Source organism: Planctobacterium marinum, from assembly GCF_020687805.1.
Taxonomy (GTDB): Bacteria; Pseudomonadota; Gammaproteobacteria; order Enterobacterales; family Alteromonadaceae; genus Planctobacterium; species Planctobacterium marinum.
This window is the reverse complement of record NZ_JAJEWQ010000003.1, coordinates 208,120-222,213: the sequence shown is the minus strand read 5'-3', so window position 1 is coordinate 222,213 and position 14,094 is coordinate 208,120. Positions and strand designations below refer to the sequence as shown.

12 protein-coding genes are annotated in these 14,094 nt (G+C 48.8%); 9 read left to right on the top strand and 3 right to left on the bottom strand.

Annotated elements, in window-relative coordinates:
- The coding region (gene hldE / locus LJ740_RS10755; RefSeq protein WP_229529095.1) for a bifunctional D-glycero-beta-D-manno-heptose-7-phosphate kinase/D-glycero-beta-D-manno-heptose 1-phosphate adenylyltransferase HldE at positions 1–1,104 on the top strand (1,104 nt) is incomplete at its 5' end.
- On the opposite strand, the gene LJ740_RS10750 is transcribed toward hldE, so the two are convergent.
- Complete coding sequence (locus LJ740_RS10750) at positions 1,091–2,053, bottom strand: NAD-dependent epimerase/dehydratase family protein (RefSeq protein WP_229529094.1); 963 nt, start codon at positions 2,051–2,053, stop codon at positions 1,091–1,093. The genes hldE and LJ740_RS10750 overlap by 14 nt on opposite strands.
- A gap of 135 nt (positions 2,054–2,188) precedes the next feature.
- Here LJ740_RS10750 and LJ740_RS10745 point away from each other — a divergent pair, with 135 nt between their 5' ends.
- A complete protein-coding gene (locus LJ740_RS10745) occupies positions 2,189–2,917 on the top strand; it encodes a glutathione peroxidase (RefSeq protein WP_229529093.1) in 729 nt (242 codons plus the stop codon).
- A 166-nt stretch (positions 2,918–3,083) separates the two neighbouring features.
- Positions 3,084–3,791 (top strand): hypothetical protein, encoded by a 708-nt coding sequence (locus tag LJ740_RS10740; protein WP_229529092.1) that lies wholly within the window; start codon positions 3,084–3,086, stop codon positions 3,789–3,791.
- 29 nt (positions 3,792–3,820) lie between these two features.
- On the opposite strand, the gene LJ740_RS10735 is transcribed toward LJ740_RS10740, so the two are convergent.
- The gene (locus LJ740_RS10735) at positions 3,821–4,732 is read right to left on the bottom strand and encodes a LysR family transcriptional regulator (RefSeq protein ID WP_229529091.1); all 912 of its coding nucleotides are present in this window, start codon (positions 4,730–4,732) and stop codon (positions 3,821–3,823) included.
- Positions 4,733–4,883: 151 nt separating this feature from the next.
- Here LJ740_RS10735 and LJ740_RS10730 point away from each other — a divergent pair, with 151 nt between their 5' ends.
- From LJ740_RS10730 to LJ740_RS10705, 6 genes are all read left to right on the top strand, one after another.
- Complete coding sequence (locus LJ740_RS10730; protein WP_229529090.1) at positions 4,884–6,104, top strand: acyl-CoA dehydrogenase family protein; 1,221 nt, start codon at positions 4,884–4,886, stop codon at positions 6,102–6,104.
- 9 nt (positions 6,105–6,113) lie between these two features.
- Entirely contained in the window at positions 6,114–6,926 is an 813-nt protein-coding gene (locus LJ740_RS10725) for an SDR family oxidoreductase (protein ID WP_229529089.1), read from the top strand.
- A gap of 14 nt (positions 6,927–6,940) precedes the next feature.
- Positions 6,941–8,014, top strand: coding sequence for a phosphotransferase family protein (locus LJ740_RS10720; RefSeq protein ID WP_229529635.1), 1,074 nt, complete (start codon positions 6,941–6,943; stop codon positions 8,012–8,014).
- Positions 8,014–8,706: a histidine phosphatase family protein gene (locus LJ740_RS10715; protein ID WP_229529088.1), complete on the top strand. Its 693-nt coding sequence runs from the start codon at positions 8,014–8,016 to the stop codon at positions 8,704–8,706. The genes LJ740_RS10720 and LJ740_RS10715 overlap by 1 nt, the downstream gene beginning before the upstream one ends.
- Before the next feature lie 16 nt (positions 8,707–8,722).
- A complete protein-coding gene (locus LJ740_RS10710) occupies positions 8,723–9,475 on the top strand; it encodes an SDR family oxidoreductase (protein ID WP_229529087.1) in 753 nt (250 codons plus the stop codon).
- 357 nt (positions 9,476–9,832) lie between these two features.
- Positions 9,833–12,688 carry an FG-GAP-like repeat-containing protein gene (locus LJ740_RS10705; protein WP_229529086.1) on the top strand — a complete coding sequence of 952 codons (2,856 nt, stop codon included), beginning with the start codon at positions 9,833–9,835 and terminating at the stop codon, positions 12,686–12,688.
- Here the strand turns inward: LJ740_RS10705 and LJ740_RS10700 are convergent.
- On the bottom strand, positions 12,685–13,926 hold the full coding sequence (locus LJ740_RS10700; protein ID WP_229529085.1) for a lytic murein transglycosylase: 1,242 nt from the start codon (positions 13,924–13,926) through the stop codon (positions 12,685–12,687). The two genes, LJ740_RS10705 and LJ740_RS10700, sit on opposite strands and share 4 nt — an antisense overlap.
- Positions 13,927–14,094 lie beyond the last annotated feature (168 nt).

Genomic DNA, 14,094 nt, shown 5'->3' with positions numbered 1-14,094 from the left:
CGGGTGTTAAGCCGCAACCAGCAACTGATCAGACTGGATTTTGAAAAGAGTTTTCACAGTGTTGATAAAGCGCCCATGCACGAGCAGGTGGTGGCGCGACTGTCTGCCTGTAGTGCTGTAGTGTTATCCGATTATGCAAAAGGTTGTTTAAGTGATCCTCAGACCCTGATAACCGCCGCCCGCGCTGCCAATAAACCCATTATAGTGGACCCCAAAGGCAGTGACTTTAACAAGTACCGCGGTGCAACGGTACTGACCCCAAATATGGCTGAGTTTCAGGCTGTGGTAGGCACTTGTGAATCTGAACAGCAATTGATTGACAAGGGCCTGCAATTGCTTGATGACCTGGATCTGCAAGCCTTATTGGTCACGCGCTCTGAACACGGTATGACCCTGATAGAAAAAGGGTGTAAGGAATTTCATTTACCTGCCAAAGCACGAGAAGTGTATGACGTAACGGGGGCCGGAGATACTGTGGTTGCCACTATGGCAGCAGCGATTGGCACCGGGGCCAGTTTGCGCGATGCCTGCATCTTAGCCAATGCCGCAGCGGGTGTGGTAGTGGCTAAATTAGGTACCTCTACCGTCAATATTGAAGAGCTAAAACAGGCGGTCAGTAAAGATGAGCAGGTTGGTACCGGCGTGATGTCTCAGGCTCAGTTGCAAATTGCTGTTCAGGAAGCCAAAAGCCGTGGCGAGCGTCTGGTGATGACCAATGGTTGTTTTGATATATTGCATGCCGGTCACGTGTCCTATCTGGAAGCCGCTGCCAGACTCGGCGATCGTCTTATTGTGGCAGTAAACAGCGATGCGTCAGTCAGGCAACTGAAAGGCCAGGGGCGTCCGGTAAATAACCTGGAGCGCCGCATGGCAGTAATTGCCGGACTTGCATCAACCGACTGGATAGTGGATTTTCACGAAGACACCCCGGAAAGACTGATCAGTGAAATTTTGCCGGATATTCTGGTAAAAGGCGGTGATTATAAACCGGAAGATATTGCCGGTGGCAGGCAGGTTATCGCCAATGGCGGAGAAGTCAAAGTACTCAACTTTGAAGATGGCGTATCCACAACGAACATTATTAATCGCATCAAGGATCACTAAACAGCTTTGTTAACCCGGCCTGCAATTGCGTGCGGGCCTGTAATCCCATGTGGGTTAATATCGGCGTCGCGTCAGCCACCCAACATTGTGGTTCGCTGCTTCGCTGGTTAATGATGGATATTGGCTGCTTTTTGATGTCACTGAGCAACTTCAATACCCCTGAAACGGAGGTGCCTTTACCGGTACCTAAATTAAATATTTGCCAGGGGGCGTAGCTACTGCTCAGGTTATCAGTTTGCTCCTTCCAGTTTGCCTGTGGCCTGGCATTGTGTTCCATCGCTCTGACGAGAATTTTCGCCGCATCTGCAACGTGGGTGTAATCCAGAATATGGTTTTCAAATTCGCTGACATTAATCGCTGCAGCTTTTGTCAGTGCGTTACTCAGCCGGCTAATCAGATTGAGTTCGCTGGCGCCTTTACCATAGAGTTCAAACATTCTTAATACCGTAATGGGGAGCTGCTTTTGTGCGCAGTAGCCATGCAACAATGATTCTATTGCTTTGACAATCGCCGAAGAAACACTGTGTGGATGGCCGGTAGCGGTATTGTGAGCTTCGATGGGCAACGCCGAGGCTTTATAAATACAATAGTGTGAGCCAAACACCAGATGCGCAGGGCGAATAGTATCCACCAGACTCAGTACTTTCAGTGTCAGGTGCAGGATAAATTCCTGGTGTGCCAGTTCGGCATTAAATTCCGGAAGAAAATACACTTTGTTGATGTGTACTAGCTTGTTTTCTACTTCCTCAGATAAATTGCCCAGATTGCCGACATAAGTAAAATGGCGGGCATTCACATTGCTTTCCAACTGGGTCAGACGACTGGTGCGGGTCTCACTTTGTTCCCAGGGAAACAGCGAGAGTCCGGTAACAGAATCCCCTGATGCCAACAACTGACGTGTTAATTCTGCACCTAAAAATTCATCACATCCAATGATCAATGTGGCCATATTACTTCCTTTAATCGCAAATTGCGATTGTTATGATTAATTCTAATCACTGGAATAAATGACTACAGTGACTATTATTGTTCTCAGTTGAGGCGCAAACGCGCAACGTTTATTTGTAAATCTAAGGAGTATTTTATGTTAGAGAATAAAGAAGGTCAGAAAGTCCCACAAGTTACTTTTAAATTGCGCCAGAACGAAGAGTGGGTTGAGCGCTGTAGTAATGACATTTTCAAAGGGAAAACAGTTGTACTTTTCTCCCTGCCAGGTGCGTTTACACCCACCTGTTCGTCTACTCACCTGCCGCGCTTCAATGAGTTAGCAGATACGTTCAAGGCAAACGGTGTGGATGAAATCGTCTGTGTTTCGGTAAACGATACCTTTGTAATGAACGCCTGGGCGAAAGATCAGGAATCTGGCAATGTTACCCTGATTCCGGACGGCAATGGTGAATTCACTGATGGCATGGGAATGCTGGTGGATAAAGCTGACCTGGGCTTTGGCAAACGCAGCTGGCGTTACTCTATGTTGGTGAAGGATGGCACGGTAGAAAAAATGTTTATCGAGCCAAATGTTCCGGGCGACCCGTTTGAAGTGTCAGATGCCGATACCATGCTTAACTATATTAACCCGGAAGCGGCTGTGTCGTTACCTGTGTCTGTTATCACTAAACCAGGTTGCCCTTATTGCGCCAAAGCTAAGGCCTTGTTAACAGAAAAAGGCTTTAACTATGAGGAAATTGTACTGGGCCAAAACGCGTCATTAACCTCGTTAAAGGCAATTTCTGGCAGAGAAACGGTACCTCAGGTGTTTATTGATGGTAAGCACATCGGTGGCAGTGATGATTTAGCGGCATACTTCAGCTAATTCACACTATACTGTGTTTTGCAGCAGGCACTCACTTTGTGCCTGCTGCACTTTATTTCACTGTTAGTAAATTCCCCTGCAACTGTCTTCAACGGTGTTTTGGTTCAATTCTTGCCTTATTGCTATGTACAACCCCTGCCATTAATTTGCGATAACAGGAATTACCATGGAAATAAATTTATTGAGCAATCGCTATCAACAGCCTGACGCAACGACAAAAAGTGCCAGCCAGGGCAGTGCGTTTGCGGAACTATTTAACGCGAACTTGATAACCCAATCAGCCCACAAAGAAACCGCGCACGAGGCGTCAGGCAGTGTGCTCATGGATACTAACAAAGGCCAGCAAGATATCGATCTTGCAGGTTATTTTTCCTCTGAGCAAACCCACACGGGTAGCAGTCTGCATGATGTTCCGTTGCTACTGCCGACGCAGCACAACGTCGATACCCTGGCTCAGTATTCAGAACAAGCGTTTAAACAACTGCTTGAGGAATACAATATTCCTTCTCCTCCGGCGACGGTGGAGTTTGATGCGCAGGGCCAGTTGTTGCTGCCTTCCGACTACCCCTATGCCGGACAGCTAAAACAGGCCTTTGCGGAAAAGCCCCAGGTCCAGGAGGCACTCAGAACAACGGCAGCATTGGCCAGCCACTACGCCGGTCTGATGGAGGCAATGGCTTATCAGACCGAGATGCTGGCAGCAAAGAACAAAGCCGAAGAAGCCAGAATTACCGATAAATACAGCTATTTATTTGATGATAACCGCGCTAAAACGAAAATCGTTTTGTCATTTAGTTCCGCGGGCGATATGTTGATTGCAGGACGAAACATGGCCGGTGAGCAAGGGCAAAGCGGCCAAAATTGGCCCTTTTAGGCGGCTTTGTGCCGCTTATTCTGAGGTCATTAACCATAAGACTCGCTCAATTGCATGATTTTGGCCTTTAGCCAGTTAATGGCACTATCATTTGCTGAGTTCTCATGCCAGTAAAGATGAATCTCTATGGGGGGGACGTCAAAAGGCAATGGCAAAATTTGCAGGTCATCATCCAGTAATGATCGGCCAATCAATTCAGGGACTGTCAGTAAAAAGTCCTGATCTTTGAGAATGGCCTTGGCGGTGTGGTAACTTTGACAGCGTATTGCTACTTTGCGATTAATGCTTTGCTGTTGCAAGGTAATATCTTCGATTACCCGTCCGGTGGGACGATTAGAGACGGTTAAATGCCTGGCGCAAACATAGTTTTGTCTGGTGAGCGTTTCTTTTGTTTTTGTGGTCTTTTTCTTCAGAACCACAAAGCGATCAGCAGCAAGGCGACAGTGGTTTACCGGGCTTTGCATGGGCATCGCAACGTCTATGGCCAGATCCGCCTGGCCACTGCCCAGTTGACGTTGCATTTGTTGTCTCTCTAATTTAATGCAGGCCAATCCTAAATTCGACGAGGTATCCGCCAAAGCCTGAAACAGGGGCGGGATGTATAACGGTTCCAGCGCATCATGTACCGCGATTGTAAATTGTTGTTCGGCATTCAGAGGATCAAAATCACTAAATTGTTGCAATGATTTACGCAAGCTGTTCAGGTTTTCAAGGATCTGCGGTGCAATTCTGAGACACGCAGAGGTGGGCGCCATTTTATTGCTTTGCCGTTCAAACAAGGGGTCCTGCAACGCATCCCGCAATCGTTTTACCGCGTGGCTTACCGCTGATGGTGTCAGATACAGTGATTCCGCAGTGCGCGACATGTTGCGTTCATAATACAGCGACTCAAATACCCTGAGCAGGTTCAAATCCAATTTTTGTAGCTTTTTGTCTGTCATCAGTCACCGGTTAAGTCAGAGTCCTGTATGTAGTATAGTTGCTGTGAATTTAATTCATAGTTGCAATGTAAAAATATTCACTTCATTCAATTTTAAGTCACGCATACACTGTACTTAATCTTTCCTTAACTGTTTTATCGGGAACGTCACTATGAACTTTGAACACAGCGCTATTTGTCAGCAGTATCGCGCAAAAGTCCGGGACTTTATGCAGCAACATGTATTCCCGGTTGAGGCGCAAATAATGCGTGAAAACCATGAAAAAAATGGCCATGGTGACTGGACTCGCTGGCAGGTGCCGGCGCAAATTAAGGCGCTCAAAGCCGAAGCTAAAGCCGCTGGACTGTGGAATTTGTTTTTACCCGATGCCGAATTAGGACAGGGGTTAAGCTGTGTTGACTATGCCCCGTTGGCAGAAGAAATGGGCAAATGTTTGTTTGGCGCAGAAATTTTTAACTGTAATGCGCCGGATACCGGCAACATGGAAGTGCTGTATCACTTTGGCAGTGACGAGCAAAAAGCGCAATGGCTGACGCCGTTACTGGCCGGTGAGATTCGTTCCGTATTTGGTATGACTGAGCCAGATGTGGCTTCTTCTGATGCCACCAATATGCAGGCCCGCATTACGCTGGAAGGTGACGAGGTGGTTATCAATGGGCGCAAATGGTGGACGACCGGGCTGGGTCATCCGGATGCCAAAATTGCCATAGTCATGGGATTGACCGATGCCACGGCAGAAAAGCACAGTCAACACAGTATGGTACTGGTACCACTGGATACACCCGGAGTGAAAATCGAACGCATGCTGACGGCGTGCGGTGATTACGATGCTCCCTATGGACATGGAGAGATGTCTTTAACCAATGTCAGGGTACCCAAATCCCATATTATTATGGGGCTGGGGAAAGGCTTTGCCATTGCGCAGGGGCGCCTGGGGCCGGGCCGAATTCACCATTGTATGCGAGCCATTGGCGCGGCAGAGCGGGCACTTCAGCTTATGATTCAACGGGGAGCCAGCCGCGAAGCCTTTGGTAAACCATTGCTCCGGTTAGGTGGTAATCTGGAGCGTGTGGCACAGGCCAGAATGTTGATAGACCAGGCGCGGTTGTTAACGCTTAATGCAGCCTGGAAAATTGATAATCTGGGCGTAAAAAATGCCATGACAGAAATTTCGGCCATAAAAGTAGTGGTTCCTAATATGTTGCAAACCGTGGTAGACATGGCGATTCAGATGCATGGTGGCATGGGCGTGTCCGGGGATACGCCATTGTATGGTTTCTCAGTTATGGCACGCAGTTTACGCCTGGCCGATGGACCGGATGAAGTTCATATGGGCATGGTTTCCAGATTGGAACTGGCAAAATACAAATAGGAGTTTCAGATGCAAAAGCGCGTATTAGTAACCGGGGCTGCCTCGGGATTAGGCAGAGCGATAGCACTGCGCTGGGCAGCGTCAGGGGCAGACATTTGCGTTGCCGATATTCATCAGGAGCGAGGTGAAGCGGTTGTTGCTGAGCTGGAAAAGCTCGGTGCAAAGGCGTTTTTTCAGCGTTGTGATATCACCTCACAAGCGGATATCGAGGCCACCAAAGATGCCATAACAGACCAGTTTGGTGGTCTGGATTTGGTGGTTAATAATGCCGGTGTCGCCACGGCCGGGGCGTTAGCTGAAGAAAGCATTGAACAATGGCAGTGGGTTATGGATATCAATGTTTTTGGTGCGGTTCGCATGTTACAAAGCGTTGTGCCGCTGTTGCAGGAAAGTCGAGGTTATATTCTGAATGTGGCGTCTCAGGCAGGCGTTACCACTGTGCCATTACTGGGATCTTACGCTGCCAGTAAAGCCGCCATGGTGAGTTTTTCTGAAACCATGCGTTTAGAGTTGGCAGACGAGCATATAGGGGTCAGTGTCTTGTGTCCTGGCTTTTTCAAAACCAATCTGGATGAATCTGTGCGCAGTGGCAATCCAGCCATGAAAGCGGTGGTGACCAAGTTGCTGGAGCGCTCTGACATCACCGCTGACGATGTCGCCGACGCTGCTTTCAGAGCCGTGCAAAAACAGCAATTTATGATACTTACCCATCCGGAAGGACGAAAAGCCAGTTTACTGAAACGCCTGTTTCCGGGCTACTACCTGAAAATGATGACCAAAGGTACCCAAAAGTTTCGTCGCAGTGTGAGGAAAACCTCGTGACTCAGGAGCAAAAAATGGCCTCAGGTACGTTGTTAGATAAAGCCAATCAGGTGCGTCCCGGAGAAGAATTAGATATCGCCAGGGTCGATGCCTGGTTGCAAGTCCATGTGGATGGATTGCAGGGCACCCCTGCAGTAACTCAATACTCAGGAGGCGCTTCCAACTGGACCTATTGCCTTGCTTATGCAAACCGGGAAATCATCCTGCGCAGAGCGCCGGCCGGCACAAAAGCAAAAGGAGCCCATGATATGGGCCGGGAATATCGGCTGCAAAAAGCCCTTAAGCCGGTTTATGACTACGTACCAGAAATGCTGGGCTATTGTGAAGATGAGTCGGTCATTGGCACCGACTTTTATGTCATGGAAAAACTCACCGGCATTATTCCCCGTAAAAATTTGCCACGTGCTTTGTCTCTTGATAGCACCACCACCCATACCCTGTGCAAAAACGTACTGGATTGCATGATCCAGTTACACAAAGTTGATTACAAGGCTGCGGATCTGGCGCATTTGGGCAAAGGGGCAGGGTATATAAAGCGCCAAATAGAAGGCTGGTGCCACCGCTACCAAAAAGCCAAAACCTGGAATGTGCCATCGGGTAAATTCGTGATGAATTGGCTGCAAAACAATATGCCGGTCAGCGAACAGATATGTATTACCCACAATGATTTTCGGTTTGATAATGTGGTGCTGGACGAACACGATCCCACCCGCATTCTGGGCGTGCTGGATTGGGAATTGGCCACGCTGGGCGATCCGCTGATGGACCTGGGCAACACCCTGGCTTACTGGGTGCAGGAAGATGATGACTTTCTGGCACAACAAACCCGCAGACAACCTACGCATTTACACGGCATGTTAAGTCGTGATGAGGTGGTGGCTTATTATTGTCAGCAAATGGATATCGACATAGATGACTTTACCTTTTACGAAGTCTATGGCTTGTTCCGGCTGGCAGGTATTGTGCAGCAAATTTACTATCGCTATCACCACAAGCAAACCCGGAACCCGGCCTACAAGCAATTTTGGGTATTTGTGCATTATTTGCTGTGGCGCTGCAAAAAAGCCATCAAACGGCAGAAACGCTGATGGCCAGTATTTATCTTATCCGGCATGGGCAAGCCAGTTTCGGCGCAGAAGATTATGATGCCTTGTCAGAATTGGGAATGGCACAAGCCCGACAACTGGGGAAAGTGTTGTTTGAACGCATTGGTACACCGGATATTGTGCTGAGCGGAACCATGTTGCGGCACCAGCAAACGCGAGATTTGGCGCTGGCTTCGGGCCACATTCAGATTAGTTCTGAGACGCAATCTCTGTGGAATGAATATGACCATCAGGCAGTGCTGGCGGCATTTGAGCCACGACTGAAAACAGCAGCGGGAACCCGCGAATTATTAGCCCAATCTGACAATCCGAAAACCCAGTTTGCCGGTTTATTCGCGCAGGCGATGGCGCGTTGGCAAAGTGGGCAATATCAAGATTATCCCGAGTCATGGCAGGCCTTTAAATCCAGGGTTAAAACTGCATCAACTTCGCTGCTGGCGACGCTGAAACAACACCAGGTGGCTGTCGTTTTTACCTCCGGCGGCCCCATATCTATCATTGCGCAGCAGTTGTTGGGGCTATCTGATGATAAGATGTTGTCGCTAAACTGGACGTTGACCAATTGCGGCCTGAGCAAAATTGTGAAAACGCCTAACCGGGTTATTCTGGCGACACTGAATGAGCACAGTCATTTTGAAAAGTCCGATCTGCGCCATATGATTACCTATAAATAATAAGAGTGACGTTTTTATGAGTACGAGAAAAAACATACTGATCACCGGCGCCAGCTCGGGTCTTGGCAAAGGCATGGCTCTTGAGTTTGCCAAACAGGGCTGTAATCTGGCGTTGTGCGCACGCAGAGTCGAGCGTATGGAAGCATTAAAAGCCGAGCTTGAGCAAATTAATCCCGATATTAAGGTGTTCCTGCGGCCACTGGATGTGAACGACCATGAAGCGGTATTCGATACGTTTAAGGCGTTTCGCGATGACATGGGCAGCCTTGACCGGGTGATAGTCAATGCCGGGATGGGGAAAGGGGCTTCAATTGGTACGGGTTACTTTTATGCCAACAAGCAAACCGCCGAAACCAATTTTGTCGCCGCTATCGCGCAATGCGAAGCGGCGGTAGAGATTTTCAGAGCTCAAAACAGCGGTCATCTGGTGACCATTTCCTCTATTAGTGCAGTAAGGGGATTTCGCCGGGCGATGACGGTATATGCCGCCACCAAAGCGGCTATTACGTCGCTGTCAGAGGGGATACGACTGGATTTGATGAATACACCTATAAAGGTGAGTTGTGTTCACCCAGGTTTTATTCGCAGTGAAATCAACGAGAAGGTGGAAAAAGTACCGTTTATTGTGGACACAGAAACCGGATGCCGGGCGATGGTGAAAGCCATTAATCGGGAAAAAGCCAATAGTTATGTCCCTTCCTGGCCCTGGGCTATTCTGCAACGTGTAATGCGCATCGCACCGGATAGCATGATTCGCAAAATGAGCTGATTGGTCAGCTCCCCCCGGGTGTCCGTGTCCTGCGTTACCGGGCACCTGTATAAACCATTTCCGCCTGCTGCATATTCTGCACAACCTGCTTAATTACAACTTTAGCTAAGCGTTTTATTCATTTAGAATAAAAATTAAGCTGTTTTTTTAATAAAACACTTAAAAATTGACGGTTTACTGGAATAAAACTTGTATTCAGATCGTCACCTTATGAAACTCGCCAATGCTTTGTTGATGTTGAAAACCAAATTTTGTTCCACAATTTTACTGCTCTTAGTGTACGTGAATGGTGCGTTCGGCCATGCTGCGGACCCGGCATCTGTGTGGCAGATAATAAAGGTGGAGGAGCAGAACCGAGTGCAAAGTCGCAGCTCAGCGACAAACCAACAAAAAAACGCCAACGTAGTGATTCATCAGTCAGTGTTAGCGAGCCTGACCAAAGGGCAAAAATATGCTTTTGCCACTCCCGAAGGTGAATTGATCTTATATGCAGAGTCGCAAAGCCGCACAGCCAATACTGACATATGGACACTGCGCCATAGTGAGCAACAGAGTTTGTTGCAGGCAAAACTATTTATCGGCCAGAATGGGGTCAGTGCCTGGATACCTACGCAAAACGGTGTCTGGCGATTAGAAGATGGTGTACTGTCCAAAGAAATGCGCTGGGCCAGCAGTGAGTCTGATGTTAAACGTCGTCCGGTAGATAATACTTCGGCAGATAGCACTTCGGTAAACAATTCTCCGGCGTCTGTTGATTCAGCAGCCAGCACACTCAGCGAAGCCCCCGCGATTATAAAAGTCCTGTTTGTGACCACCCCCGAATTTGAGGCTTATCAACTTGCTCCTGATGACTATCTGACGCAATTGGTCACGATAAACAATGCGATTTATGCCGCCAGTGGCGTCAATATAGAATTGCAAATTGGCGCCCGAGTCAGCGCCGACCTGGATGAATACAATGCTGATCAAATACTGGATAATTTAGCCAAAAGCGGTGCAAATGACAGCACCTACGGTGATATTGACGACGCACTGATGATGCCAATATGGCAAGCCCGCCTGGCAGCCGGGGCGGATATTGTCACCGTTATGCGCCATACATTGCCAGATGGCTTATGTGGTAAAAGCTGGTTAAATGGCAATGCACTGCAGGCGTTCGACTACCGCTTCGCGGTAAACCTGGTGGCGTTAAATACCCGATTTACCAGTGGTAATGTTCAGTTGTGTAGCAGTGATACTCTGGGCCATGAAATTGGTCACAACCTGGGCCTGGATCACGCCGAAGCGCAAGGTGGTGAAGGGACGGTGTTTAGCTGGGGACGCGGTTACGGCGTCGTGGACCAGTTTAGTACCGTTATGGCGTATCCTCAGGCGTTTGGTGACGCAGTTGCTGTGCCGTATTTTTCGTCCCCCGAATTACCCTGTCTGGCCGAATTACCCTGTGGTCTGCCAGCTGACGGCGCTGATGGTGCCGATGCTGTGCGCGCAATGAATGCGGTGGCTTTACGGGTAGCTCAAACTCATAATGAATCTGTTACTTTGCCGGCAGACCAGGCCATTGCCGGGTTGGATAGTGCGTTAATCAGCTGTCTTGAAGAAAGCGAAGACAGTTGGCTGAGTAATGAAGAAATCGATGTCATTAATTGCCCTCAGGCGAATGTCGCCAGTTTGTCGGGAATTGAGCGTTTTCCCCGCTTGCAATTTTTATCGGTTAACAATACTGAGGTGGTTTCCCTTGAGGGTTTTAAATATCTCAATGAAATTATTGCGCTGGATTTTCGTTACACTGCGATTGAAGATTTACGCCCCATCGTACACCTCAAAGACCAGTTGCAGTTCTTGCAGTTCTTTACCACCAATATGACCTGCCAGGATGAAGCCGTGGTAGAGAGCTGGAATATCGATCGTTTGCTGAGCCATGGTGAATGTCTGCCGCTGGAAACTGACTTGCAAGACTTTGATGGTGACGGGCTGAGTAATTTACTGGATACCGATGACGATAACGACGGTATTGATGATTTAAGCGATGCCTTGCCCTTCGATGCCGCAAACGCCGATGACAGCGACGCTGATGGTGTACCGGACAATGAAGACGCGTTTCCCTATGATAGCAACGAGTGGTCGGACGCTGACGGTGACACTATTGGTGATAATCAGGACCCGGATCGGGATAATGATGGTATTTTGAACGAAGCTGATTGTGCGCCATTAGACAAAACCCGAGGTGATGATTGCGCGCCTGTTACTCAGCACGTTGCTTTTGACTACGATGGTGATGGCAAGGCGGATGTGGCGGTCAGACGCGCATCTAATGCCATGCAATACATACTCAATTCCACTGATGGCGAGATTCAACGTATTGAATTGGGCAAAGATCCAGGTGATATCGCAGTCAGTGGTGATTTTGACGGTGATGGCATCGCGGATGTGGCGGTCAGACGTCCATCTAACAAGCTCTGGTATATTGCCCCTTCGTCCGGCGGCGAGTTGATGCGCATTGAGTTTGGCTTACAAAGTGAAGATATTCCGGTGCCGGCTGACTATGACGGCGACGGCATCACAGACATCGCCGTTCGCAGGCCGTCTACTCAGCAGTGGTTTATCAGGCTGGCCTCAGATCAACGAATTTTACGGTACAGTTTTGGTCAGCAGGCTGAGGATATTCCGACTCCTGGTGATTATGATGGTGATGGCAAAGCTGACATTGCAGTCAGACGCCCATCTACCAAGTTCTGGTACATACTCAGCAGCCGAGACGAGAGCATATTGCGCTATCAGTTTGGAATGCAGGACGAAGATATTGCCGTGCCTGGAGATTATGACGGTGATGGCCAGACTGATTTGGCGATTCGTCGCCCCTCAGAGCACGCCTGGTATATCCAGCGTTCCAGCGATGAGCAAATCATACGAATCGAATTTGGCCGTGACCAATACGACATCCCTGTTATTGCGGATTATGATGGTGATGGTAAGGATGATATTGCGGTTAGACGCCCCGCCAGCAATATGCAGTACATTCTGCGCTCTTCTGATATGGAAATCGAGCGGGTTCTGTTTGGCCTGGACAACTACGATATGCCGATTGCGGCGCCGGTGATGGTACGTTTTGCCAATCAACTGCAATTTGACAACTATGTCGAAGAGCAAGAAGTCGCGGAAGTTCGCACTCTGTCTATCGTTGAAGCACAGAGTGCGGGTCTGATAAAACCTTAATTGGTGCTGGTTTCACCAGTGAGTTGTTGCAGCTTTTCAAACACCCTGAGGGATGGAAAACCATCTGCAACCAGCTTATGCGCAACCTGAAATCCCTGAATGCCGTTGCGGGTAGCAGGTCCAAGGATCCCATCCGGCTCACCCACATCAAATCCAAGCTGGTTCAGGTTAACTTGTAAAGTACGCATGTCTGCAATGGTATAAGTGGGTAGCTCCGGGAGCGGCTGTACCAGTTCTCCGCTACCTATCAGACGATCTGCCAGATAGCCCACCGCAATGGCGTAAAATTCCGAAAAGTTCCAGCGCATAATGACAGAAAAGTTATCATAAATGACAAATGCAGGTCCTTCATGGCCTGCCGGTAGCAAAACCGAAGCTTTGATTTCGGCGGCACCCAGCGGGCTGCCATCGGCTTTGGTTAATCCCAGCCCCTGCCATTCGGTTAACGATTTTTTGGTGCTGCGGCCAATGAGTTGGTAATCAAAATTGTCCGGTAACTTTACCTCACGGCCCCAACGAAAGCCGGGTTTCCAACCCAGACCTTGTAAAAAGTTTGCCGCTGACGTGAGCGCATCGGGTACGCTGTTCCAGAGGTCCGCTTTACCATCATTATCGCCATCAATCGCATAGTTCAGGTATGCACTGGGCATAAACTGAGTGTGTCCCATGGCGCCAGCCCATGAGCCCACCATTTGCTCCGGGTCAATGCGCTCTTTTTCAATGAGCTGCAACGCTTTTAACAGTTCTTTGGTGAAGAACTCCGAGCGTCTCTCATCACAGGCCAACGTGGCTAAAGAGGCCACAATCGGCATTTTGCCTTTGTATTGGCCAAAATTAGTTTCCAGCCCCCAAAAGGCTACCAGGTAATGTGCCGGAATACCGTACCGCTGGTTCAGGGATTGCAGTAAGGCGCTGTGCTCCTTCAGCATTTCCCGACCTTTGTTGATACGCCAGTCATTAACGCGTTTGCTGACATAATCTGGAAAGGTGCGCACAAACTCCGGTTGATTGCGATCATATTCAATCACCTTCGCCTGCAAGCTTGCCGGTAGCAATGCGCGGGTAATGGTGTCATCGGTGACGCCTTGTTGCTTTGCCAGAAGCGCGAAATCCGCCTTACATTGCGCAAATAATTGCTCTGTGACTTCGGGGTATTGGGGCGTTGGTGTAGTTGCCGCCAGCAGAGAAGTCGGGGTTGCCAACAACAGAGTAGCCAGTACAGAAAGCTTGTATTTCATAGAATTAATAGTTTGCCTTACTACGCATTAAACGGGGATCTCGGTAGCAGTCATGCTACCCGTTAGAAGCGGCTAACACCATAACTAAAATGTTTCAGTCAGTAAACACATTGACCCTGCTAGCCGCTATTTTACACGGTCTGAAATTGGCGCTAAGGAGCGATAGAC

Coding starts and splice junctions, on each gene's coding strand:
- LJ740_RS10700 (WP_229529085.1), bottom strand. CDS start 13,926: ATGAAATACAAGCTTTCTGTACTGGCTACTCTGTTGTTGGCAACCCCG.
- LJ740_RS10710 (WP_229529087.1), top strand. CDS start 8,723: ATGAGTACGAGAAAAAACATACTGATCACCGGCGCCAGCTCGGGTCTT.
- LJ740_RS10735 (WP_229529091.1), bottom strand. CDS start 4,732: ATGACAGACAAAAAGCTACAAAAATTGGATTTGAACCTGCTCAGGGTA.
- LJ740_RS10720 (WP_229529635.1), top strand. CDS start 6,941: ATGGCCTCAGGTACGTTGTTAGATAAAGCCAATCAGGTGCGTCCCGGA.
- LJ740_RS10740 (WP_229529092.1), top strand. CDS start 3,084: ATGGAAATAAATTTATTGAGCAATCGCTATCAACAGCCTGACGCAACG.
- LJ740_RS10730 (WP_229529090.1), top strand. CDS start 4,884: ATGAACTTTGAACACAGCGCTATTTGTCAGCAGTATCGCGCAAAAGTC.
- LJ740_RS10725 (WP_229529089.1), top strand. CDS start 6,114: ATGCAAAAGCGCGTATTAGTAACCGGGGCTGCCTCGGGATTAGGCAGA.
- LJ740_RS10715 (WP_229529088.1), top strand. CDS start 8,014: ATGGCCAGTATTTATCTTATCCGGCATGGGCAAGCCAGTTTCGGCGCA.
- LJ740_RS10750 (WP_229529094.1), bottom strand. CDS start 2,053: ATGGCCACATTGATCATTGGATGTGATGAATTTTTAGGTGCAGAATTA.
- LJ740_RS10745 (WP_229529093.1), top strand. CDS start 2,189: ATGTTAGAGAATAAAGAAGGTCAGAAAGTCCCACAAGTTACTTTTAAA.